Origin of the sequence: Steroidobacter agaridevorans, from assembly GCF_009932555.1 — a bacterium.
GTDB classification, from domain to species: domain Bacteria; phylum Pseudomonadota; class Gammaproteobacteria; order Steroidobacterales; family Steroidobacteraceae; genus Steroidobacter; species Steroidobacter agaridevorans.
Genome location: NZ_BLJO01000003.1, coordinates 692961 through 717395, shown reverse-complemented (window position 1 = coordinate 717395; position 24435 = coordinate 692961). Strand labels below are relative to the sequence as shown.

Sequence of the window (24435 nt, the reverse complement as noted above, 5' to 3'; positions counted from 1 at the left end):
GCCCACTTCCCCACCGCTGCTCTCTCGCTTGCAGGAGTTCACGCCCTTGCCCACGCCCGCCGACGACCCGACTCTGCTCCTGACCCAGGAACTCATCCGTCGTCCCTCGGTCAGCCCGGAGGATCAGGGTTGCCTGCAGATCATCGCGCAGCGCCTCGAGGCCGCGGGCTTCCGCGTCGAGCGCATGCCGTTCGGTCCGGTCGAGAATATCTGGGCCCTGCACGGCACCGAGCGCCCGCTGCTGTGCTTCGCCGGACACACCGACGTGGTCCCGACGGGTCCGCGGGAAGAGTGGCACACCGATCCGTTCGAGCCGGTCATCCGCGACGGCATTCTGTATGGCCGGGGCGCCGCGGATATGAAGAGCGGCCTTGCCGCCATGGTCGTCGCCACCGAGCGCTTTGTCGCCAAGCACCCCAATCACAAAGGCACCCTCGCCTTCCTGCTGACCAGCGACGAGGAAGGCCCGTCGGTCGACGGCACCCGTCGCGTCATGGAAGTGCTCGAGTCGCGCAACGAGAAGATCGACTACTGCGTGGTCGGCGAGCCGAGCAGCACCGACAAACTGGGCGATGTGATCAAGATCGGCCGGCGTGGCTCGCTGTCAGGCAAGCTGACCGTGCACGGCGTCCAGGGGCACGTCGCATATCCCCATCTGGCCGACAACCCGGTTCACGCCGTGGCGCCGGCGTTGGCCGAGCTCGCGGCACGCACCTGGGACAAAGGCAACGAGTTCTTCCAGCCAACGACGTTCCAGATCTCGAACATCAGCGCCGGCACCGGCGCGCCGAACGTGATCCCGGGCGAGCTCAAGGCTCGCTTCAACATCCGCTTCTCCACCGAGCAGACGGTCGAGAAACTGCAGTCCACGATCACCGAGATCCTGAACCGTCACAAGGTGAACTACACGCTGGAGTGGTTTGTCTCCGGCCTGCCCTTCTTCACCGCGCCGGGCGCGCTGTCGAAGGCCGTGGTGCAGGCGATTCAGGAAAAAGCGAATCGCACTCCGGAGCTGTCCACCACCGGCGGCACCTCAGACGGCCGCTTCATCGCGCCCACCGGCGCGCAAGTCGTCGAGCTCGGCGTGCTCAACGCCAGCATTCACAAGGTGAACGAGAACGTGCGGGTCGACGACATCGTCACGCTCACGCAGATGTATGAGCGGGTGATGGAGTTGATGCTGGCTAAGTAATTACTTGGCGCGGGCGGCGATATTGACGATCGCCGCCCAGGCGCCCAGCGCCACCAGCGAGATCAGCACCCACCAGGGCATGGACAGACCGAGCAGGCTCCAGTCGATCTTGCCGCACTCGCCCGAGCCGAACAGCACTTTGTTGATCACGTCCGTGACGGGCATGATTTCCAGCAGATAGTTCAAGTCCGCGCCGCAGGCAGCCACCGAACCCGGCGGCTGCGCCTGGATCCAGATGTGACGCGCGGAAATGCCGATGCCCACGAGCGTCGCCAGATCGATCAGCACGCCGTACGCCAGCGCTCCCTTGTTCGAGGCGGGATTGTGAAGCGCGGCGATCAGAAACAAGACGCCGACCGCGATCACCGCGACACGCTGAAAAATACACAGCGGACACGGCTCCAGCCCGAGCACGTGCTGCGCATACAGCGCGTACCCCATCAGAGCCGCACAAGCGAGAAAGCCCAGCGCGTTACCGACGCGACGATTGATTGTCAGCATGAATTAGCGGGCTGGCGGAAGCGATTCCTGCTGGCGCTGTGAGCGCGACTGCAGATGCTTTTCGACGTCTTCCATCGAGAGATGGCGGATGTCCTTGCCGTGAACCATGTAGACCACGTATTCGCAAACGTTCTTCGCGTGGTCGCCGATGCGCTCGAGCGCACGGGCCACCCACAGCACATCCAGCGCCCGGCGAATGGTGCGCGGATCTTCCATCATGAAGGTGATGCACTGGCGCTGGATGGCTTCGAACTCCTCGTCCACCAGGCGATCTTTTTTCGCGATCGCGACGGCGCCTTCCGGATCCAGGCGCGCGAACGCATCGAGCGCTTCATGCACCATGTCGCCGACCAGCCGGCCCAGATGCTTGATCTCGCGGTAGCGATCCGCCGGGCGCTCCACCGCCGCCAGGCGGGAGCCGATGTAGCCGATCTTCTCCGCTTCGTCGCCGATGCGCTCCAGATCGGTGATGGTCTTGATGACCGCCACGATCAAGCGCAGATCGGAGGCCGCCGGCGACCGCGTCGCCAGAATCCGGCTGCAGTCGTCGTCGATGGACACTTCCATGGCGTTCACTTTCTGGTCGCCGCGCGCCACCTGCTCGCCCAGGCGGCTGTCGCCCTGAACCAGCGCCGTCACCGCCTGCTTGAGCTGCTCCTCGACGAAGCCGCCCATTTGCAGCACGTTGGTACGGACGCGCTCCAGGTCGTCGTTGTAGCGACTCAGGATGTGATGAGAGAGATCGGACTTTTCCATGACATCACCTTTGGGATCGCAGGCTGTATAACCCGCGGACTGGGAAAAGAAAAGGGCGGAGAGCGCCACACGCTCTCCGCCCTGCCTGGCGGGTGCTCGAATCAGAACTTGACGTTGAAATCGACCTGCAGACGATCGTAGTCGACATCGACCTGACCGAGGCTGTTGGCCACTTCGGCGTTGCGCTTGTTCAAGAAGTACGTGGTGTTGAGCGTCCAGTTGCGCACTGGCGTGTAAGCGGCGCGCAGCACCCAACCTTCGTTGTCGGAAAAGCCGCCGGCGAAGTCGGAGTCGATCAGCTGCGCGAACAGTGCATCCTTCTCGATCTTCTGATAGCCGGCGCCCAGTTCCCAAGTGCGATAGTTCGACGCCTTGCCGAACAGCACACCCGCGGCCCAGGCCATGTTCTCATCCGATGGGTCCTGGTTCTCCGCAACGTCCGCCCAGACGGAGAACGGCAGCTCGCCGAGCAGCGTGTTGAACTCGGCGCTCAGGTTGATGACTTCGTAGTCATAACGCAGCACTTGAGCGGTCCCCGCGGTATCCGTCGTGTTGTTGTTCGAGTTCGAGTTATAGAACGGCGAACGACCGACGGCCGCGCTCAGATCGTAGTAATGAGCGGCAAGCATGAGGGTGCTCGTCCCCACCGGCAAACGCATGCCCAGCTGCAGACCGTGCAACATAGTGTCCGCGGTGCGGGTGTTCTCGGTGCCGGACTGTTCGATCAGCCAGTAGTTGTAGGCGGTGCCGAAGAACATGCCGTTCTGGAAACCGAGCGCCAGGCCTTCCGGCGTAATGTCGTTATCCCAGAACAGGCTCTGGCCGGGCTTCACGAACGGCTGCTTCATCTTGCCGCCGATCAGGTTGCCCCACGAGGCGAACTTCCAATCGAAGTACGCCAGATCGAGATCGAACGGCTTCTTGGAAAACACGTCTTTCAGGCTCTGATTGCCCGACCGTGGATCGTTGCCTTCGGCGGTCGTCATGCCGATACCCACGGTGATGTTGTCGGTCGCCTTCACGGTCGCAGTCAGACGCGCGCGGATGCGATCGCGATAACGATCCGCCGTCGGCACCAGGCCCACACCGCTCACGTTGCTCAACGTTTCATCGCTGATGTATTCGTAGCGATAACGCATGTCGCCGGTGAACGCGACCTTGCCGGCCCAATCGGCGCCCTTGGTCTTGGCGACTTCGACTGCCTGCTGCGCCGTTTCCTTGCGCAGGCCGCGGGCCTCGCCTTTCAGATAATCGTCGTTGGCCTGCAGCTTCTCATCCATGGCCTTGAGCTGTTCGTTCTCCGACTTCAGCTCGGTGTTTTCCTGTTCCAGCTTGTCGACTCGCTGCATGAGCGCTTCGAGCTGCTCACGGATCTGCGCCAGCTCGTTGGGACTGGCTGCCTGGACGCCCATGGACACCGAGGACAGTGCAGTCGCCACTGCGGCTGCGAGCACGAGATTCTTCACATTGCTCTCCGTTCGTGGTTAGGGAAAACAACGCCCGCGACATGCAGGCATTGCCCCAAGTGAACTTAACGGTGAGCGTTATACGGCCGACTTATTACAGTAATGTTTCAGGAGGCCATATTCGGCGCCCGGAAATTGCAGTTGCATTACGGCGACAGGCGTCAAATATTACAAGCAGCAACAATTCGGGCGCAGCTGCGGCCCTACAGAGGGAATATTCCAGGCAGCAGCACGCGAGCCCGGTTTTCCGGGCCGCGGCTGGGAAGCAACAAGTCAAGCGGTGGCGAGGACGCCGGCGCTGCGTGGAATCACGCGAGTGCGAGGGAAATGACAGGTGAAGGTGCTGCCGACGCCTTCCTTGCTCTTGATCTCGAGCGTGGCGTCGTGACGCTGCAAAGCATGTTTGACGATGGCCAGGCCCAGGCCCGAACCGCCCATGCTGCGCGCCCGCCCCGGGTCGACCCGATAGAAACGTTCGGTCAGACGCGGAATGTGCTCTTCGGCGATGCCGACGCCGGTGTCGCGGACCGACAGATGCGCGCCGGAATCGTCGACCCACCAGCGCAACTCCATCTCGCCTTCCGTCGGCGTGTACTTGACGGCGTTGGTGATCAGGTTCGACGCCACCGAGTGCAGCTCCGACTCGATGCCTTTCAACAACGCATCGCTTTCCAGATTCAGCCGCACGTTGCGGGGACGCTCATCGAGCGCCATCACTTCCTTGCGTAACAGCGCGAGCATGCCGGCCATGTCGACCGCGCTCTCCTCCTGTGTGTGCTCGCCCGACTCGAGCTTCGACAGCTCGAGCAGATCCTTGATGATGGTGCGCATGCGGTCGGCCTGCCTGCGCATCTCCAGCACCGGCGTATTCCATGCCGGATCGAGCTCTTGGTCGTCGGCTAGCGCGTCGAGATAACCGCTGATGACGGTCAGCGGCGAGCGCAGCTCGTGCGATGCATTGGCGACGAAGTCTTTGCGCATCGACTGCAGCTGCTGCTCCTGGCTCACATCGCGCACCATCAGCAACTGCCGTTCGGCGGTCCCGGTGCGCACGAGGTTGAAAGCCAGCCAGCGATCGGTCTCCAGGTCCTGCACGATCGGGCCTTCGCTCGGATAACCGGTTTTCAAGTAATCGACGAACGCGGGATGACGCACCAGATTCTCGACGCGGATGCCGACATCGCGCTTGCGCCGCAGCCGCAGCCAGTCGCCCGCGCGGCCGTTGAACCACAGAATTTCATGATCGGGGCCGAGCAGCACGGCGCCCTCGGGCATCGCGCTGGTGAGGCGGCGAAATTCGCGCAGCAAGCCGGTGACTCGGGCCCGGTGAAACTGCTTGCGTCGATAAATGCGGCTGATGATGGTCACGACTTCTCCCCACACGCCGCTGATGTCCGGAGGCGACTCGACGCGGCGGTGGCGCAGCCAATACTCCACGCGCAGCACGTTCCGCAGCTGCACGATCGAATAGATACCGAAGGTGATCGCCAGCGCCAGCGCGACACGGCCGAACATCAGGCCGATCAGGAACGCGGCTGCCAGCGCGATGCCGAGCCGGGACACCGATCGCCAGCCCGACGGCGAAAAAGCGCTGAGTATTTTCTTCAACGGCTACTCCGCGCGCGTTGAGAATCGATATCCCGAGCCTCGCACGGTCTGAATGAAACGATCGTAATTGAAAGCCTCGAGCGCTTTGCGCAAGCGACGGATGTGCACATCGACCGTTCGTTCTTCCACATAAACGTTGCCTCCCCAGACGCGATCGAGGAGTTGGGCGCGACTGTACACCCGCTCCGCATGCGTCATGAAGAAAGACAGCAGCCTATATTCGGTCGGGCCGAGCTGCACAGTGCGATCGCCCACGGTGACGCGGTGGCCGGCGGCATCCAGCACCAGCCCTTCGGCCTCGATCAGCTCTTCGCCGCTGCCATTGGTCGACCTGCGCAAAACTGCATTGATGCGGGCCAACAGCTCGCGCGGGGAAAACGGCTTGGTGACGTAGTCGTCGGCGCCGCTGTCCAGACCCATGACCTTGTCCTGCTCCTCGGCGCGGGCGGTGAGCATGATCACCGGCACTTCCTGGGTTTCCTTGTCGCGTTTCAACGCGCGGGTCAGCTCCAGGCCGCTCATGTCGGGCAACATCCAGTCGATCAGCACCAGATCGGGACGCTGGTCGGCGATGCTGGCCCGCGCGGCGCTCACGTCCGCCGCTTCCCTCACCTCGAAACCGCTACGTCGCAATCCGAAGGCGATCATCTCGCGGATGGGCCGCTCATCCTCGACGATCAGAATTTGCTTGGTTGCCATGACTTAGCGAAGTGGCCTTGATTCAATGACATGGGTGACGGCGCACATTACAGCAATGAAGTATTACAGTCGCATGACGCGCCTGGAGGAAATCACCCGATAGATGACAAAGCTGCGAACCCAGGCACGAATTACCCGGCTTTATTGCAGGCGGCTTACAGGCCTGTGAGCCTCAGGCGCCTTTGACATGCGCGACCTGATCGCGCACGTAAACGGGCTCGGCTTCGGCCGCGGGCCGGGCCCGGCCCGCCCGAAATTCCGCTTCCGCCAGCAAGGCGATGTCGCTGGCCTTGGGTAATGCGGCTTCATGAACGATGCGGTCGCCGGTGGCCAATCGTGCGCGCAGCTTCGGGTATGCCTTGAACCCCGTGCCGGCCACGACGGTGTAGTTGCCGTCAACGACCGCATCTGGTGCATCCACCCGCTCTGCCGACAGCGGCGTGACCAGGTCCGCGCCGTGCTCGCGAGCGAAGCTCGACCAGTACACCTGATCCATGCGGGCATCCATGCACACCAGAATTCGATCGCCCGGCTGCGCCACTTGCTGAGCCACGGCGGCGAGATTCGAGATGCCCACGGTTTGCAGGCCCACGCCGAACGCGAGCCCCTGAACGACGCCGACACCGATACGAACACCGGTGAATGCGCCCGGCCCGCGCCCGTAAGCAATGCCGTCGAGATCGGCGAGGCGCACACCCGCTTCCTGCAGCACCGAGTCGACCATCGGCAACACCAGATCGGCCGCGCCCCGCGGCTGTTCGCTGCTTCGCTCAATCACTTTGCCGTCCAGGCGCAGAGCGACGGAGCAACGTTCGGTGGCCGTATCGATTGCAAGCAAACGCATGAGATTACCAATCAATGACGGCGGAAGGATTCATCGCGTTGGGATCGGGGGCGAGCCCGATGGCGCTCAACCGCTCGAACAGGAACTGCTGGACGTCGACCAGATTCCCGGTGCGCGGCATGGACGGCAGGCTGTCCAGGAAAATGCGTCCGTAGCCCTTGGTCCGGAGCCGCTCGTCACACAGCATGATGACGCCGAAATCGTTCGGGTCGCGCATCAACCGGCCGACGCCCTGCTTCAACGTGATCACCGCTTGCGGGATCTGCTCCTCGAAGAACGCATTGCCGCCGCGACGCTCGATGGCGTCCAGACGCGCCTTGAGCACGGGATCGTCCGGTGCGGCGAACGGCAGCTTGTCGATGATCACCACCGACAGCGCCGCGCCCTTCACATCGACACCTTCCCAAAAACTGCTCGTTCCCAGCAGCACGGCATTGCCCCGCTCGCGGAACCTGGACAACAACGCCTCGCGGGGCGCGTCGCCTTGAACCAGCACTGGGAACGGCAACGCCGGGCCCAAGCGCGCCAACAACAGGTCCGCGGCTTCACGAAGCGCGCGATGACTCGTGAACAACATGAAGGCGCGCCCACCGCTTGCCCGCAACACCGGCAACGCGGCGTCGACGACACTCACTGTGTGTCGCGGCGACGATGGCGGCGGCAATCCTTTCGGCAGATACAAAAGTGTCTGCGACTCATAGTCGAACGGACTGCCGTAGCGCGCGGTTCGCGCGTCACGCATGCCAATCCGCTGCATGAAGTGATCGAAGCTTTCACCGATGGCAAGCGTCGCTGACGTGCACACCCAGGCCGCGGCGTTCGCTTGCACGAGCTTGCCGAGTTGCTCGGCCACGTCGAGCGGCACCAGATGAAACGACACGCCCTGCCCCGAACTCTGCGCCCACCGCACGCTCGGCACGGTCGCTTTGCTCTCTTCTTCGATCATCGAGTTCAATCGGTCCGCCAGATCGGCGGCGCGCCGGCGCAGATTGGCCAACCCCGTGTTGTCTTTGGAGCCTTCGACCAGCGACTGCGTCAGATCGTCCAGCGACGCGCGCAGACTCGCGAGCCCTTCGATCGTGAGCGAAGGCCAGTCTTTGTATTCGCAGCGCTCGCGCTGGCTGCGGAGCGAATCCTGCAGATCGATCAGCTGCCGGTCGATGGTTTGCGAGAACGCGGCAGACACGGCCTGCTGAGGCCCGGCCAGCAACAATTCGCTGGCGAGATCGCGCGCCAACGACTGCAGCTGACGACTCGAAACCGTGAAGCCCAGAAAATTCGCCGCCACTTCGGGCAGCTGATGAGCCTCGTCGATGACAATCGCGTCGGCGCCCGGCAGCAGATCGCCGAAGCCTTCTTCCTTCAACACCAGGTCGGCCATCAGCAAATGATGATTCACGACCACGATGTCGGCGGCCTGCGCATTGCGCCGGGCGTTGACGACGTGGCAACGATCGAAGGATGGGCACTCGGGCCCGAGACAGTTATCGCGTGTCGATGTCACCCACGGCCACACCGGATCCGAATCGCTGAGCTGCGTGAGCTCGGAGATATCGCCTTCCTTGGTGACCTGCGCCCAGGTGCGCACCCGATTCAACGCGACGGCGACTTCGCGCCGAAGGCCGCGAGAGACGGCTTGCTGCTCGGCCATCTCGAGCCGGTGCACGCACAGATAATTGGCGCGCCCTTTCAATAGCGCAACGCGCGCCGGACGACCGATCGCCGCCGACACCGTCGGCAAATCGCGATGGAACAACTGATCCTGCAGATTGCGCGTGCCGGTGGAGATGATCACTCGCCGGCCGGAGAGCAACGCGGGCACCAGATACGCGAACGTCTTGCCCGTCCCCGTGCCCGCTTCGACGATGAGCCGGCCCTGCGAGCGCAGCGCCTGCCACACGTGCTCGGCCATCGCGATCTGCTCATCGCGCGTCGCGAACCCAGGGATCGCCGTCGCCAGCGGTCCCTCGGCGCCAAAGATTTCCTCGAAGTCCTGCATCAGTTGAAAGTCGCTCTGAACCGAGCCAACGCGGTGGCTCCTGGCGCCAGCGGGTTCTCCAGCGTCCAGCGGATGTGGGTGTAACGCGCCGGTGGCGCGCGCGTGCCGTCAGTCTGCTTCAAGTTCTCGGGCCGGCCAAAGCTCTGGCCGCCATCGATCGAGAACTCGATCTCCGCCCCCGGCCCGGCCGCGGAGCCCGGCAGGTAGGTGGTATTGGCGGGTATCAATTGACTGACCTGGACCTTATTGGCGAAGACCGGCGTTGGGTTGGTAATTCGGACGGTGTAGTAGACGACCTGACCTTGCGAAAGCCGGGTCGCCGGCACCAGTCGAAAGACCGGGCGCTCAGCGGGTCCGGTGGTCTCGCGAACCTCGGCGACCAGCTGAGTGCGCAGCTCGACCGCCTCGGTGGCGCCAGCAAGCGTGGCGAACGTTGTCAGCCATGCCGAGACTAAAACCAGGGATTTCATCAAGATACGAAATATTCCTGCGTTATCCCATGAGCGAACGTGTTACGGAAACCCGACAGGCCATGCAGCGCGGAAGACGCTGGGTATAATCACTGGCACTAATACATCTATGAGTTTTCATGAAGTCGCGAGGTTGCCGCTCTAATGACCACGTCTAATGCATCGCTCAAACGCTGGGTGGAGGATGTCGCCCGCCTCACCCAGCCGGATTCGATCCACTGGTGCAACGGGTCGGATGCCGAGAACAGCGCATTGATCGAAGCGATGCTCAAGAGCGGCGATCTTATCAAGCTCAACCAGGACACCCATCCCAATTGTTATCTGCACCGCTCTCACCCTTCCGACGTGGCGCGCGTCGAGCATCTGACGTACGTCTGCACGCGCAATAAGGAGGATGCGGGCCCGAACAATCACTGGATGGATCCCATCGAAGCCCATCGCAAGGTCGACAACCTGTTCGCCGGCGCGATGAAGGGCCGGACCATGTACGTGATCCCGTACTGCATGGGCCCGATCGATTCGCCGTTCGCCCGCTGCGGCGTCGAGATCAGCGACAGCCCGTATGTCGTCGTCAACATGCGCATGATGACTCGCATGGGCGACGCCGCGCTGAAGCGCATCGAGCGCGAAGACAAGTATGTGAAGGGCCTGCACTCGATCGGCGATCTGAATCCCGACCGCCGTTTCATCATGCACTTCCCCGAAGAGCTCACCATCAAGAGCGTGGGCTCGGGCTACGGCGGCAACGCGCTGCTCGGCAAGAAGTGTCACGCACTGCGCATCGCCAGCTTCCAGGCGCGCGAAGAAGGCTGGCTCGCCGAGCACATGCTGCTCATGGGCCTGCAGAGCCCCGAAGGCAAGACCCATTACGTCGCTGCGGCCTTCCCGTCCGCCTGCGGCAAGACCAATCTGGCCATGCTCGTTCCGCCGAACTCGATGCCCGGCTGGAAGATCTGGACGCTGGGCGACGACATCAGCTGGCTGCATGTCGATGACGAAGGTCAGTTGCGCGCGATCAATCCCGAATCGGGTTACTTCGGTGTCGTGCCGGGCACGAACCGCAAGACCAACTGCAACGCCTACGACATGATCCAGCGCGACACGATTTTCACCAATGTCGCGGTGACCGAAGACAATCAGCCCTGGTGGGAAGGGCTCGAGACCGGCAAGCCGGCACTCGATTGGCAAGGCAAGCCGTACACCGGCAATGGCCCCGCTGCTCATCCGAACTCACGTTTCACCGTTTCGGCGAAGCAGAACCCCATTTACTCCACGCTCGCGGACGCGCCGGAAGGCGTGCCGATTTCCGCGATCCTGTTCGGTGGCCGTCGTCGCGAAGTTGCCCCGCTGGTTTATGAAGCGCGCAACTGGGCACATGGCGTGCTTGTCGGCGCGGGCATGGCCTCCGAGACGACCGCCGCGGCCGTTGGCCAGATGGGCGTCGTGCGTCGTGACTCGATGGCGATGAAGCCTTTCGCCGGCTACAACTTCGCCGATTACTTCGGCCATTGGCTCAAGCTCGGCAGCGGCAAGAACGCCAGCAAGCTGCCGAAGATCTTCCACGTCAACTGGTTCCGCCAGGACCGCAACGGCAAGTTCATGTGGCCCGGCTTCGGCGAGAACCTGCGCGTGCTGAAGTGGATCGCCGACCGCTGCGACGGCCGAGCCGAAGCGATCGAAACTCCGATCGGCCTCGTGCCTCGCAAGCAGGACCTGGACGTGAGCGGGCTCAACATGGATGCGTCCACGCTCGAGACCTTGCTGTCCATCGACCCCGCCGCCTGGCGCCAGGAAATCGATGCGATCGGCAAGTACCTGGATGAGTACGGCAGCCGCGTGCCGAGTCAGCTGCGTGAAGAGTTGAAGGGCGTGGCGAAGCGATTGGAAGCGTCGAACGCCGCGTAAAAACTCGAGCAGATGAAACAAAGCGGCGGCGCCTCACGGTGCCGCCGCTTTTTTATTTGCTGAAGACGGGCGAAAAAAGGCCGGACTCCCAGAAGGAATCCGGCCCTGCGATTGCCTCGACTCAGGCGCTGATTACAGCGAGCCCGGCAGCGTCCAACCCTGGTACCACAGGTTCGAGCCGTTCGGGTTCACCGCGCCCAGGAAGTTGTTCGCTTCGAGGAACGTGGTGTCCGCAGCGCTTTCCGAGTGAGCACCCTTGAACGCGGTCCAGTCGTAGTTCGCGCCGAGGGTGGCCTGCGCCACCGCTGTGGTGTAGTTCGCGGCCAGCGCCGGATCGACGGCGAACACCGTGGTCTGATTCAGCACCGCATCGCCGAACGGGCCGCAGTTGACGATGACGTTATCGAAGTACAACGAAACGTTGCGGTTGGCCTGCGCCCCGCTGCCGCTCACCAGCACGCAGCTTGTCACGGCGCTGCTCGGGCGCAGCGTAATGATGCCGTTGTGGAAGAAGCCGCCGGTGCGAGCCTTGAGGTTCAACGCAGTCGCGTTCGCGTCGATCGTGTTCACCAGGAACGTGAAGTTGGCCAGCGTCGGCTTCGACAGCATGGGGCTGGTCGTGCTGCCGTCGGTGTCAGCCTCGACGGCATTGCCGTCCGTGTTGTCACCCGCCTGATTGACGATGACGTACTGGATGTTGCCCTGGTAGCCCTCGTCCCAGTCGATCGTGTCGTCGAGGTTGTTCGTCAACACCAGGTGCTTCATGTTCACCGTGCCGCCGTACATCTCGATGGCGTCGTCCTTGTTGTTGTGGACTTGCACGTAATCGACCGTCGTGCCCGAACCGACGCCGACGAACGAGATGCCGTTGATCTCGTTGCCCGGCGCGAACGCATAGCCGCCTTCAGCGACGACCACATACTTCAGCACGCCGCTGTTGTCCGCGTTGTTCTTGCCGCCGGCGAAGCCCGACTCGCCCTCGGAATCGACGTTACATCCCTTGGTGGGGTCCGTATTGCACTCCATGTTGTTGTGCTGAGCATAGCCATGGAGGATCAAGCCGCCCCATTCGCCGGTGCCGTCGTAGTTATCGTCCTCCGAGCTGAAAACGATCGGCGCCGCGGCGGTGCCTTCGGCCATGATCTTCGAGCCACGGGTGATGATGATGTTGGCGAACGTGCCCACCTGCGCCTTGATCTGCGTGCCGGCTTCGATCGTCAGCGTGACGTTTTGCACGGTCAGGCCGTTGGCGAGCGTACCCGCGTTCACGCCCATTTCGCCGTTGCCATTGCCGACCGTCACGCGATCGGCGATGTACCAGATCGTGTTGGCGGTGAGCACGGTGCTCGCCGAGATGGTCGACGGCAGCTGGCAGACGTTCGTGCCAGTGGAGGTCTGCGGGCGCGCCGTAGCGAAGCTCGGGCAGGTGGAAACGCCGTTGCCGGGGTTGGTCGGATTGTTTGGCGCCTCGTTGATGGTGTCGCCTTCGATCGTCAACGAACTACGATCGCCATCCGAGCAGGCGGACAGCCCCAAGGCGCTGGCAACCGCCGCCGCGACCAGGACCAACTTATTCGAACGCATGATGACTCCTCTAACTTGAATATACGGTTGCTGTCGCAACGACCTGCTTTGGATCAGAACTTCCAATCGAAACCGGCTTCGAACTCCGCGCCGCGGCGGTAGCTCTGGAAGATCTTGCCGCCCTGCGTGAACTCGACATCCGAGTCCAGCAGATTGATGGCTTTGAACTTGAGCACGAAGTCGTCGAAGACCTCGTAGCGATAGTTGAAATTCAGGCTCAGGCGCGGCTCTTCGATGATGTCCGGATTGCCCTGGATGCCCACGTCCTGGATGGACTCGCCGTTCTGGTTGAGCAGCAGCGTGTACTGCTGGCGCGTGCCGATGTTGTCGTAGCCGAGGATCAGGTTGGCCGTGTAATCGGGCTGACCCTGCAGCTTGCGCGACTGACCGTTGGCGAGATCCACATCGGATTCGATATAGCTCGCGTTGACCGCTACGAACAAAGTATGCGTGTACGCAGCGTTGAGCCCGAACTCTTTGCGGCCATCGAGTTCAACGCCGTAGATCGTCGCCGCATCCGAGTTCTGGAACGTACGGGTGTTGCCCGCGGTGCCCGAGGCGCTCACCGCGACCCGCTCGATCGGATCCTTCAAATCCTTGTAGAACAGCGCGATGCTGGCGTTATCGGCATCGTTCCAATACTGCTCGAAGCGCAGGTCGTAGTTATCGACCTCCGAAATCTTCAGCAGCGGATTGCCGCGCACGCGGAAGTCGAACTCGTTGTCGTAGAACGTGGCGTTCGATGTTTCCTTGAAATCCGGCCGCGCGACGGTGCGAGCCGCGGTGGCGCGCAGCTGGCTCTTGTCGCTCACGAACCAGTTGAACGACAGCGACGGCAGGAAATTTCCTTCGTCGATCTCCGAGCGCACCGCCTCCTCGGCGCCGGACAGACTGAATGTATCGGTCGTCTGTTTGAACTGCTCGTAGCGTCCGCCGCCCACGATCTGGAAATTGCTGAACTTATAGTCGTAGCTCACATAGCCGGCATACAGATCGAGCTCGGCTTCGTAAGAATCGCTGGCCAGCGTCTTGTCTTCGAAGGCATAACCGGTCGAGGGATTGCCCGTGATGGTATCGATGTTGATGACATCGCCGACGCTCAGGTTCGGTGCATTGCTCTCGGCGCCACGGAAGCCGTAGCTGCGCGATTCGGATTCGCGCTCGCGGGTGATTCCTTGCAGACCGGCTGACAGCGTCGAGTTGTCGAACTCATAGCTCCAGTCGGTCGACACATCCAGGTTGTCGTCGGTCAGGTCGTCGTAGCGACGCAGCAGGTCAGGTGTCTTCAGGTTGTAGATGCCCGTACCGCTGCCGGCGCCGTCGGTGATCTGACCCGTGACCGGATCGACGTCATCGCCAGTGCGCAGGTCATAGCGCACTTCACGACGATCCGGCGATTCGCGCTCGGCGCGGCTTGCGGTCACCTGCCACTTCGCCAGCAGATTGCCGAGGCTGTGCTGGCCGCTGAACTGCTGCGCGATGAACATGCGCTCGACCCATTCCATGCTGTAACGATAGGACGGCACCAACTCGTCGCCGTCGAAACCGTCGGAGACGCGCACCGAGCTCTCGGTCGAACGCGACAACAGCGAATTCGACGCGAAGCTGTGATCGCCGATGCTCAAGCCCAGCGACAGCAGTCCGCTCATATCTGCGTTGTTGCTGTGCTCTTCGAACTTGAAGTCATCGAGCAGGTCGCCGCCGCTGCCGTAGGTGCGCGAGATGCCGTCCGTGCGCTGCGACCAGCCGTTGGTGAAATTGGCGGCCGCGAAATAACCCAGCTCCGAGTCGCCGATGCCCAAGGTGTCGCCGTAGTTGAGATTCAGCGTGCCCTTCGGCCCGGCGGTCGTGGTCGTCGGATCGAGATTGTCCTTGATGAGCAGGCCGCCGGCCTGCTGCAACTTGCGAATCGTGTTGGCCGACAGGTCGGTGCGATTCATCGCGTCCGAGATCAGCGGCAGCAAGCCATCCTCCTGGCGGCTGCCGTCGTCGATGCCGAAGAAGTCGAAGTCGCCGCTGATCGGATCGGAGTTGACCTTGTCGCCGGTGAGATCGGAGTTGTAGCCGATCGATGCGCTCACCGAGCCGCCGGGCTGATTCGGGAACGTGCGAGTGTTGATGACCAGGTTGCCGCCGGTGCTCTCGCCCGGCATGTTGGCCGTGAAGGTCTTTCTCACATCCAGCTGCGAGACCATGTTGGTCGGAAACAAATCGAGCGGCACCGTGCGCTTCGACGGATCGGTGCTGGGCATGGTGGCGCCGTTGAGCGTCGTCGAGACGTAACGATCGCCGAGGCCGCGGATGAAGACATAGCGATCTTCCTGGATCGTGATGCTCGGCACGCGCACGACTGAAGCAGCGACGTCCGAACCACCGGCGCGCGCCAAGGCCTCGGCATCGATGATGTCGACGATGTTCGCTGCCGCCTGCTCCGTCTCGCCGCGTTCGCGCTGGCTCACGACGACGACTTGTTCCACGTCGGCGGGCACGACATTCACCGCCGCCGCGCCTTCGCCGGCGAACGCCAGGTTCTGCTGGCCGTTGATGCCGCTGACGACTCGCACGTTTTGACGGAGCGGCCCGCCCGTGATCATCGGGTGACTCACCACGATCTCATAAGAGCCGCGAGGCAGTTCCAGCGTGTAACGGCCGTTCGCGTCGGTGGTCGCCAATGCACGTGCATTGCGAACCGCGACCGTGGCGTGATCGAGGGGCGTGCCGTTCAAAGTCACAACGCCACTGAGAGAACCAGCCGCCGCGCCGCTGCGCTCGGCGGCGACTTGATTCTTTGCATACGAATCGATCGCGACCGCCGGCTCCGAGTTCGCCGCGAGCGTGACGGTGATGTCTACGTTCTGACCGTCGGCGGCGTCGAAACGAAACACATGCACCGGCTGGCCGGAAGCCAGCACCTGCACGCTGTGAGGACCGGCGCCGAGATCGAAAACAAAACTGCCGCCGGCGCTGACCGGCTTCGGCGCGCCGCCGTCGAGTGAGATCGCCAGGTCGGTGGCGAGCGCGCCGTCGCGGAATACATGGAGCACCAGTTCGTCGTCGGCCGCGGCGGCATTGGCCAGGCAGGTCAGTACCGCTGCGGAAATGAGGTTCTGGCTGAATTTCTTCATTGAACGGGCTCTCGCCATCGCTGTTCGAGAAGATCGTTCCCGGCGGGAACGATCCTCGGTGCTACTAGGTTCGGTATTAATATGAGTGCCGGTCGGGCGGCGGCACGATGTTGATGATGCTGAAGCCAAGCCGCGCCGCCGTTTTCATATGAGGCGCAACCTTAGAGCGCACGTCTTACAAATGCGCTACTGAAATGTGACAGTCACATTACGATGCAACGATTGGCGAACGACGCAGCGGTGCGATTCCGGCGCGTAATGTGAAGTCGGGACAGGAATTCTTGCGGGCAGCCGGGAGCGGCCGCGGCGGCAAGTAACAGAATCGAATTATGACGGTGAGATTATGGCGCGTGCGGCGCGGTCAGCTGTGCTCTGACCGCTGCCAGGGGTCGCGCTATTCTTCGCAGACGTAGCGAACGGTCAGCGACGAATTATTCTCCGGCACGCGGCCGAAGCCGATCAGGCCTTCGCCTTTCAATTGCATCGTATCGCGCCGAACGAAGGCTTCTTCGCCTTCGCGAGTGGTGACGAATGTGCCGTTGGTGCTCTGATCGACCAGCTGAAACTTGTTGCGGACCAGCTCGATCTTGGCGTGCAGACGTGAAATCAGATTGCCTTTCACGACAATGTCATTTTCTTCTGCACGACCGATGGCGATGTTCGCGCGGTTCTCGTCGACGACGATCTCCTGTCCTTGAAACCGCAAACGCAGCCGGCGCGAGCGTTGTTTGTCACGACCGGCAGTGGTGGCGCCGAGCGCGATGGCGGGCAACATGCTCGTGGCATCTTCCTTCTGCCACAGCACCTCGAACAGCTCGTCCTCGTTGGTCTTGCCCTTGAGGGTGGCAACGTCGATCTGGCGCACGGCCGACTGCCATTCGGGCGCCAGCCGCTCGACCATGGCGCTGGTGATCATGATCTGCCCGGCCTTGGCCTGGCTGGTCATGCGGTTGGCGGTGTGGACGGCCGCGCCGAAGATGTCGCGGTTCTCGAGCACCACCGGCCCGAAGTGGCCGCCGATGCGGATCGCGATGGGCTGGCCCTCGACCTTCAGCTCGGCATGAATGCGGATGTCATGTTGCATGCGGCTGCCGGCGTTGATGGCGTCGTTCGCGGTGGGGAACGTCGCCATGATTTCGTCGCCGATGGTCTTGATGACCGTGCCGTGATTCTGCTCGGTGGCCGCCCGCATGATCTCTACGCAGGTCAGCACCATATCCCGGGCGCGCAGGTCGCCCATGACTTCGTAGATTCGTGTGCTGCCGACTACGTCGGCAAACAGAATGGCTAGTTCGATGTCCTTTCCCATGACCCCTTGGCGCTCATCGTCGTCTCCCGCCTCGTCGCCGCCCCATTGGTATCCTTGCTGTTCCGCTTGAGGTTCCCGGCCCGCACCCGAACGGCCGGGTACGGACGGCAGTATATACGACAACGCTACATAACCCCGCAGGATCCCTACACATTGACGGGCTGCGAGGGCCAAAAAAGGAGTTCGGATGCTCGAAATGGTTCCCCCCCACGCCCGGCGCCGCCCCGTTGGGACCGGTTCCGCCGCCAGTTTTCTGGCACTGTTGGCCCTCGCCGTTCAGCTTTCGGCCGGCCCGACCCTGGCCCAGGGCACGCAGCTTGCCGATTGGAGCGAGGCCGATCTGGCCACCGCAGGCGCCCTGCGCGACCGCGCCCTGAAAGGCACTTCCGCTTACGAGCACGTCAGCTCGCTGGTCACCGAGGTCGGTCCGCGGCTCGCCGGCTCGCCCGGCGATGAGGCGGCGGTGCGCTGGGCCATGAACCGGCTGGGCAAGCTGGGCTTCACCGGCGTGCGCACCCAGGATGTGCTGGTCCCCCGGTGGATCCGGGGCACGACCGAAGTCACTCTGCTGGGCCCCGCCGCTCAGCCGCTGGTCGCCGCCACCTTGGGCGGCAGCATCGGCACCGGCGAGGAAGGCATCGAAGCGCAGGTGGTCGAGGTCGCCTCGCTGGAGGCGCTGACCGCGATGCAGGCCGGCGATATCCGCAACAAGGTCGTCTTCATCAACCAGCGCATGGAGCGGACCAAGGACGGCGCGTCCTATGGCACGACCGTGAAGAATCGTACGCAGGGTGCGAGCGCGGCCGGGAATCTCGGCGCGGTCGCCCTGGTGATCCGATCCGTCGGCACCTCGGACGAGCGCTTCGCCCACACCGGCCGCATGACGTACGACGTGAGTGCGCCTCGCATCCCGGCGTTCTCGTTGTCGAATCCCGATGCCGACACCTTGTCGCGTCAATTGAAAACAAACAAACAGCTGCGGCTGCGCTTGAAGTCGACGGCCCGCGAAATGCCGCCGGCCTGGTCGGCCAACGTCATCGGCGAGATCCCCGGCACGGATCGCGCCGGCGAAATCGTGCTGTTGGGCGCGCACCTGGATTCATGGGACCTGGGCCAGGGCGCCCTCGATGACGGCGCCGGCGTGGCCATCGTCGTCGAAGCGGCACGCTTGATCTCGCGTCTCGATCGCAAGCCGTCGCGCACGATTCGCGTCGTGCTGTTTGCGAACGAGGAGTTCGGCCTGTCGGGCGCGAAGGAATATGCGCGACTGATCGGCGATGAACAGGCCAAGCACGTGCTGGCGATGGAAGCCGATACCGGCATCGGCCCGGTGATCCGGCTCGAATCGCAAGTGGCGCCCGAATTTCTAGGCGCTATCGAGAAGATGCGTGCAGCGATGCAGCCCTTGCCCATCGAAGGCGGCAGCAACAACGCCTCGGGTGGCGCGGATCTCGGCCCGCTTCGCTCACTCGGCGTCCCGGTGCTGGATCCCGTGCTCGATGCCAGCCTGTACTTCGACGTGCACCACACGATGAACGACACGCTCGCCAAGGTCGACGCCAAGGTGCTCGACCAAACCGTCGCCGCGTACGCCGTCGCCGCCTATCTGGCCGCGACCAAACAAGGTGATTTCGGCCGGCTGGCGCCGGTGCCGTTCAATCGTTGAAGGTGCCGTTCGATCGCTGAGCCGGTCTTCTGCCCCCTCCCGTTCACGGGAGGGGGTCGGGGGTCTTCCGGCTGATTACTCAGCGAATCTCGCTGAAATCCACGTTCATCACCGGATACTGCCGCCACTCGCCCACGGGCGCATCGAGGTCGAGCGCGCCACGATTGACAAGCGAGCGCACTAACTCAGCAGTGAATGCCTGGGTGAGCCCGCCGATTCGATAAATGGTGTTCGCGTCGACCGGTACCTTGCCCGAGGCGTCCGCGTGACCGACACCGCCCGACCAAACGAGACCGTCACGCGTAACGATGCCGATCATGATGGAGGGAATATTGCGATCGGCGCGCTCTTGCTCGGCCACAACCAGTGCCGCCTCGCCCGCCCGCTGCCAGCCCCCGTCGGTGTTGTTGGACGCCGCCGTCGCTATGGCAGGCATCAATGCCGCAGCCATGACCACGGATCGCCACATATCCTTCCCCTTTCTTGTATTCGCCGTTCGGGGAATTCTACCGTGACTGCTCCCTTCGCTTTCTTTCCTTTCTTCCCGCCTGCTGCGACGGGGCAGCTAGGCGGCTTGTACGATCCTCAAAGCGTCGAGCAGCAGCTCCGCTCCCGCCGTCGGCTGGCCGGCGCCTTCGGACAGATAGCGGCGCCATGAACGCACTCTGGGCAGCCCGGCGTACAAGCCCTGAACATGCTTCACCATGCTACGCAGCCGATGCCCCTCTAAGAGCCGGGTGCGCACATACTCCGCGTACTGTTGGATCACCAGCTCGCGCGCCGGCAAATCCCAGCCTGGATCGAACACTGCCTGTTCGAGCTGCGCCAACAGATACGGATTCGAATAAGCCTCGCGCCCGATCATCACGCCGTCGAATGTTTGCAAGTGAGCCTGCACTTCTTCGACCGTGCGAATGCCGCCGTTCAATACGAATGTGAGATTGGGGAACTCGGCGATCAAGGCGGCCGCGACGTCGTACTTCAACGGCGGAATCTCGCGATTCTCTTTCGGGCTCAGCCCTTTGAGAATTGCCTTGCGAGCATGCACGACGAATACCTCGCAACCCGCCGCAGCCACCGTCGCAATGAACTTGCGCAGGAACTCGAACTCGTCAGCCGCCTGCGGCATCGGCTCGATCCCGATCCGGCACTTCACCGTCACCGGCACACTCACCACCGCACGCATGGCGCTCACGCACTCGGCCACCAGCGACGGCTCGCCCATCAAACAAGCACCGAAGCGCCCGCTCTGCACGCGATCGCTCGGGCAACCGCAGTTCAGATTGACCTCGTCGTACCCCGCGTCCTCTCCCATCTTCGCCGCCACCGCCAGCTCCTTCGGATCGCTGCCGCCCAGCTGCAAGGCCACCGGGTGTTCGGCATTGTCATAAGTGAGCAGCCGCGCGCCATCGCCACGGACCAGGGCGGCCGAGGTCAGCATCTCTGTATATAAGAGAGTGTTCGGGCTGAGCAGGCGCAGGAAATACCGACAGTGCCTGTCGGTGTAATCCATCATAGGAGCTACACTGATGCGTCTTGCCCGTTCCAGGGCCGAAAAACCGAGCATTTCGCCGGGTTTTCCGCTGCTTTCCAACACCGTCATTTCTGCGCTATTTCCGGACATTTGTGGGCATTTATTGCTGGCAATTGTCCCAAATTTGTCCCCAAATGGGCTTGGGACAATTGGGAGGTCGCCATGGCCACAATCGTAACAAGAAAGGGGGAGTCGGGACCCAGCTTTCAAGCACGATTGCGGCTCACGCGGAATGGGGAGCTGATCCACAAGGAGTCCAAGACCTTCTCCACGAAGGCGGCGGCAAAGCTATGGGCGCAAGCACGGGAGGTCGAACTACAGGATCCAAAGGCTCTGACAATCGCCATTTCCGGCGGCACCCGTACCCTCGCCGCTCTCATCCGCTGGTACATCGAAACCTTCGAGACGATCTCCCCTTGGCAACGCTCAAAACAGTCTGCCCTTGAGTTCCTCGAGAGGCATCCGATTGGACAACTCGATCCCCTGACTGTCACGGCCGACCTTCTTATCAATCACATTCGGAATCGCCGCCTGAACGGCGCCGGCCCCTCCACCGCCGCAAACGATCTAGTGTGGATTCGGATCGTGCTTGACGCAGCCAAGGTGGGCCAACAGCTCCCGATCCCTTTAGATGTCGTGGACGAAGCTCACGAGTACTGCCTCAAGCATCGTCTAATCGCCCGCAGCAATCGTCGGCAAAGGCGGCCTACAAACGAAGAGCTGGAGAGGCTCGACGGGTACTTTCAGATCCGCGATCGACACAAATGTACCGTTGTCCCAATGCGGCGGGTCATGTGGTTTGGCATCACGTCCACTCGACGCGAAGCCGAAATCTGCCGGTTAGAGCACGCCGATAACGAGCCCTCGGGGCAGACAGGACTCGTGAGAGATGCAAAGCACCCGCGGGAAAAGTTGGGCAATCACTTGAGGTTCAAATACACCCCGGAGGGATGGGGCATCGTCCAGGCAGTGCAGCTACCGGGTCGCTACATCTTTCCTTACAACCCCAACACCGTTAGCGACGCATTCACAACTGCGTGCCGCATCCTCGGAATCGAGGATCTACATTTCCACGACCTTCGCCATGAAGCAATCAGCCGCCTCTTCGAGTTGGGATATGACATTCACGAAGTGGCGCTGTTCTCTCTACATTCCTCTTGGGATGACCTGAAACGCTATACGCAACTGCGACCCGAAAATCTTAGACAAGTCATCCGAAAGCCTTCGGGAGAAGTCGAGGTGATCAGTCCACCCATCAGAATCACGACATATCCGTGCCCACCTGCCGCGGAACTCATCCCACCAAACACTCGCGCGTCGAGAGCGCGAATATTCCGTCAACTCGAGGCTATGGAGCAGCGAGTGCAAGTGACTCAGTGAGAAGCAATTCAGCGTGATGCTCGATCTCGCTGCTTGTCGATCAACTCAGCCAGGTCAGTGGCACTCACGAGCCAGGGCGCCTTCTGCGATCCGAGGCGAAAGACGCGACATGGAAGCAAGCCCGTCGGCGCGCGTCGACGGGCTTCATCCTCACTCAGTCCGAAGTATTTGGGCGCGACCTTCTGTAGCGGGATATTGGCCTCGCCGAACTCGGCGAGAAGACCAAAGTATGTGTTGTTCATACAGCACCATCCAGACTGGTCCGTGGATCACACAGATGTTTTGTGTAATTACCAAATCAGGGTGTACGCCGGAACCGAAGAAATCAATGCAGGTATCTTGCGACTTCGTGTTCAAACTCTCGTCGCATCCAGTCGCAGGAGTCGCGCAGACCGCAACACTTTCGAGGCTGTCGCGTTCTGTCGCAGGCGAGCAGACATCTGTGCGCTTTGCTCCCGGGGGACGAACTTGATAGTGGGCTCCGCATCCGTGCGCGAGTGACGGAATAGCACCGGAGTGCCTCACGCGCTGTCCGCAGTAGAACTGCGGCGTGCGTACGGCACGCGCGAAATGTTGCTCCCGCGCGGCGTGACGTAACCACCTGAGGCAATAACTGGGCACACAAAGGACTCGTCGTGCGGATGGGACTCGACCCTGCGAATGCATCGATTCCACATGGCTGGCACCAGCGATACCGGTGAACAGTTAAAAGCACACGGGGCGAAAACTGGGGCGCAGTACTCACGAATCCGAGCGATCTTATCCTCTCGGCGTCAAGGAATTGTGCCGTGGACGCTTCGCCCCCTTATCTGCTCGGAGCACTTTACGGACATCCATCGTATCAAGTGCGCTCTTTGCGCCCTCGCGGGTGATGATCCCGCGGGCGATAAGATCTTCCAGCGCATCCTCCCATCGAAGCACACGCTGGTTCTGAACGTAGTCCCAGTCCCGCTCAGAGTCGCCGTGCGGAGGCAGGTCAGCACGAGCGATATAGGCATCCCAGATTCGATGCCTGCCCTGCACGTCAGCGATTTCACCGGCGCATAGAACTGCGGTGAGCACGTCCAGGGTACGGATCCCGTCCCGAGGGGTCGTTGGAAGCGTTCGTAAGACAGCACCCGAGACATCCTCCGCCGGCGCGTCAACGAGTAGGCACGCATGGGAGGCAGCTTTCAACATCGCCGCGCCCCCCGCATCAGGCCGCTCGATGATTATCCGCCGATGTCCGAACGCAAGGGCGCTCTCAATCGACGGGTAGATTGGGATGTCTGGGCAGCGCACAGAGAGATCGGAATCCCCCCGCCCGTACTCTCCCCGAAAGTTAGGCTGGATTCGCGCGACTGGTCCGACCTCATCAGTCAGCGGGATCACAGCCTCGAGCAGTGCATGACGATGTTCACCCAGACCCCAGCTACCTACCATGATCATGCCGTAGGGACGGTATGCAAGTGCCCGCTTGAGGATACCTGCTATCTGGGGCGGGACGGTCACAATAGGCACGATGGGTGGGCTGGCCACAGGCCGGACGGGACCTTCGACAAATCGGTCCATTTCGAGGAACTCACCAGTCTCGCTGACGCGGCCGCGCAAAGTTGGGTCGACATAGCCTGGCGCTTCGTCGAGTTGCAGCATCAGCGCCAGATCTGCATGAAGCGTCATCCGGCTCGGCGTCCGGGCGAGCACAACAACTCGATGATTGGCGCCGTCAACCAGGTTCGAGGAACACAGTATTCGGGCTGCGCAGTCTTCCCAACTCTCCTGGGTCATGTCCATCGGACCAAGGATGATGAGCGAGCCATTGGGTGCCCTGCGCAAACCGTTGGAGAAGATGCCCCGCTCCCCCAAAGCGATAGAAGTTTGCGCGCTTTCGCCCGCAGCCTCGCAGTACATCATCTCGCCCGGTGCCTCGCGCTCGTAGCGCTCGATGACTGCATCGATGGCGCCCTGTGAGGGCGCGACATAAATGCCTGGAGAAGGCCCCGTAGGCCACACCATCCGGGCGTTAATCGCCGGCGCTACAGTCGAATTCGCGCTCAGCACTCGTAGCAACTCATTGGCTCCGATCGAGATATCTCGCTGTTCCAGGAGACGATGGGTGAGCCGAGGCAATGGCCATGCTTAAGTTCATAGCCGCGCTTGGCCAGAAATTGACGCAGCCGCGCCGCTAGGATCTTCAATTGCTGAGTATCCATATAAGCTCCGACGGGCATTTATCCGGCGCATGCTTTGCGGGTCGCCCGATGGAGTTATGTGGATAACCTTCGGACTGTCAGGAACCGTCTTCGTCGTACCCTATCGGGCGCATGCGGCAGGTGACGGCAACCGGCAGTAACTATACCACCGCGCGGGACATCGGGCGCAATCCCAGCCCGTTGTTGCGGGCTGTGGAGTCGATGT

The 24435-nt window shown here is 62.2% G+C and carries 18 protein-coding genes and 1 pseudogene; 4 read left to right on the top strand and 15 right to left on the bottom strand.

What is annotated here, in order from left to right:
- The first annotated feature begins 46 nt into the window (after positions 1-46).
- Positions 47-1192 (top strand): succinyl-diaminopimelate desuccinylase, encoded by a 1146-nt coding sequence (gene dapE / locus GYH35_RS13950; protein ID WP_161812374.1) that lies wholly within the window; start codon positions 47-49, stop codon positions 1190-1192.
- Here dapE and GYH35_RS13945 read toward each other — a convergent pair whose 3' ends face one another.
- From GYH35_RS13945 to GYH35_RS13910, 8 genes are all read right to left on the bottom strand, one after another.
- Positions 1193-1693, bottom strand: coding sequence for a disulfide bond formation protein B (locus GYH35_RS13945; protein WP_161828769.1), 501 nt, complete (start codon positions 1691-1693; stop codon positions 1193-1195).
- A 3-nt stretch (positions 1694-1696) separates the two neighbouring features.
- A complete protein-coding gene (gene phoU / locus GYH35_RS13940; protein WP_161812372.1) occupies positions 1697-2449 on the bottom strand; it encodes a phosphate signaling complex protein PhoU in 753 nt (250 codons plus the stop codon).
- A 101-nt stretch (positions 2450-2550) separates the two neighbouring features.
- Positions 2551-3915, bottom strand: coding sequence for a putative porin (locus GYH35_RS13935; RefSeq protein ID WP_161828768.1), 1365 nt, complete (start codon positions 3913-3915; stop codon positions 2551-2553).
- 273 nt (positions 3916-4188) lie between these two features.
- Positions 4189-5523, bottom strand: coding sequence for a phosphate regulon sensor histidine kinase PhoR (gene phoR / locus GYH35_RS13930; protein WP_161812370.1), 1335 nt, complete (start codon positions 5521-5523; stop codon positions 4189-4191).
- Positions 5524-5526: 3 nt separating this feature from the next.
- Positions 5527-6222 carry a phosphate regulon transcriptional regulator PhoB gene (gene phoB, locus GYH35_RS13925; RefSeq protein ID WP_116811317.1) on the bottom strand — a complete coding sequence of 232 codons (696 nt, stop codon included), beginning with the start codon at positions 6220-6222 and terminating at the stop codon, positions 5527-5529.
- A gap of 172 nt (positions 6223-6394) precedes the next feature.
- The gene (gene tsaB, locus GYH35_RS13920; protein WP_161828767.1) at positions 6395-7066 is read right to left on the bottom strand and encodes a tRNA (adenosine(37)-N6)-threonylcarbamoyltransferase complex dimerization subunit type 1 TsaB; all 672 of its coding nucleotides are present in this window, start codon (positions 7064-7066) and stop codon (positions 6395-6397) included.
- A 4-nt stretch (positions 7067-7070) separates the two neighbouring features.
- Positions 7071-9065 carry an ATP-dependent DNA helicase gene (locus tag GYH35_RS13915; RefSeq protein WP_161828766.1) on the bottom strand — a complete coding sequence of 665 codons (1995 nt, stop codon included), beginning with the start codon at positions 9063-9065 and terminating at the stop codon, positions 7071-7073.
- The gene (locus tag GYH35_RS13910; RefSeq protein ID WP_161812367.1) at positions 9065-9535 is read right to left on the bottom strand and encodes a DUF11 domain-containing protein; all 471 of its coding nucleotides are present in this window, start codon (positions 9533-9535) and stop codon (positions 9065-9067) included. The genes GYH35_RS13915 and GYH35_RS13910 overlap by 1 nt, the downstream gene beginning before the upstream one ends.
- Positions 9536-9673: 138 nt before the next feature.
- Between GYH35_RS13910 and GYH35_RS13905 the strand changes: the two are divergent.
- A pseudogene (locus GYH35_RS13905) lies at positions 9674-11440 on the top strand (phosphoenolpyruvate carboxykinase (GTP)); the annotation flags it as partial.
- A 132-nt stretch (positions 11441-11572) separates the two neighbouring features.
- Here GYH35_RS13905 and GYH35_RS13900 read toward each other — a convergent pair.
- The 3 genes from GYH35_RS13900 to GYH35_RS13890 form a co-directional block, all read right to left on the bottom strand.
- Entirely contained in the window at positions 11573-13024 is a 1452-nt protein-coding gene (locus GYH35_RS13900) for a hypothetical protein (protein ID WP_161812365.1), read from the bottom strand.
- 53 nt (positions 13025-13077) lie between these two features.
- Positions 13078-16149 carry a TonB-dependent receptor gene (locus tag GYH35_RS13895; protein WP_161828765.1) on the bottom strand — a complete coding sequence of 1024 codons (3072 nt, stop codon included), beginning with the start codon at positions 16147-16149 and terminating at the stop codon, positions 13078-13080.
- 394 nt (positions 16150-16543) lie between these two features.
- Entirely contained in the window at positions 16544-17458 is a 915-nt protein-coding gene (locus tag GYH35_RS13890; protein ID WP_161812363.1) for an adenylate/guanylate cyclase domain-containing protein, read from the bottom strand.
- A 196-nt stretch (positions 17459-17654) separates the two neighbouring features.
- On the opposite strand from GYH35_RS13890, the gene GYH35_RS13885 reads away from it, so the two are divergent.
- Positions 17655-19124: a M20/M25/M40 family metallo-hydrolase gene (locus GYH35_RS13885; protein ID WP_161828764.1), complete on the top strand. Its 1470-nt coding sequence runs from the start codon at positions 17655-17657 to the stop codon at positions 19122-19124.
- Positions 19125-19203: 79 nt separating this feature from the next.
- On the opposite strand, the gene GYH35_RS13880 is transcribed toward GYH35_RS13885, so the two are convergent.
- Complete coding sequence (locus GYH35_RS13880) at positions 19204-19593, bottom strand: serine hydrolase (RefSeq protein WP_161828763.1); 390 nt, start codon at positions 19591-19593, stop codon at positions 19204-19206.
- A gap of 96 nt (positions 19594-19689) precedes the next feature.
- On the bottom strand, positions 19690-20673 hold the full coding sequence (gene dusA / locus GYH35_RS13875; protein ID WP_407700212.1) for a tRNA dihydrouridine(20/20a) synthase DusA: 984 nt from the start codon (positions 20671-20673) through the stop codon (positions 19690-19692).
- A 147-nt stretch (positions 20674-20820) separates the two neighbouring features.
- Here dusA and GYH35_RS13870 point away from each other — a divergent pair, with 147 nt between their 5' ends.
- Positions 20821-22038, top strand: coding sequence for a tyrosine-type recombinase/integrase (locus GYH35_RS13870; protein WP_161828762.1), 1218 nt, complete (start codon positions 20821-20823; stop codon positions 22036-22038).
- An 8-nt stretch (positions 22039-22046) separates the two neighbouring features.
- On the opposite strand, the gene GYH35_RS35450 is transcribed toward GYH35_RS13870, so the two are convergent.
- Positions 22047-22280, bottom strand: coding sequence for a pyocin activator PrtN family protein (locus tag GYH35_RS35450; RefSeq protein ID WP_161828761.1), 234 nt, complete (start codon positions 22278-22280; stop codon positions 22047-22049).
- A 517-nt stretch (positions 22281-22797) separates the two neighbouring features.
- The gene (locus tag GYH35_RS13860) at positions 22798-24078 is read right to left on the bottom strand and encodes a hypothetical protein (protein ID WP_161828760.1); all 1281 of its coding nucleotides are present in this window, start codon (positions 24076-24078) and stop codon (positions 22798-22800) included.
- Between the last annotated feature and the right edge of the window lie 357 nt (positions 24079-24435).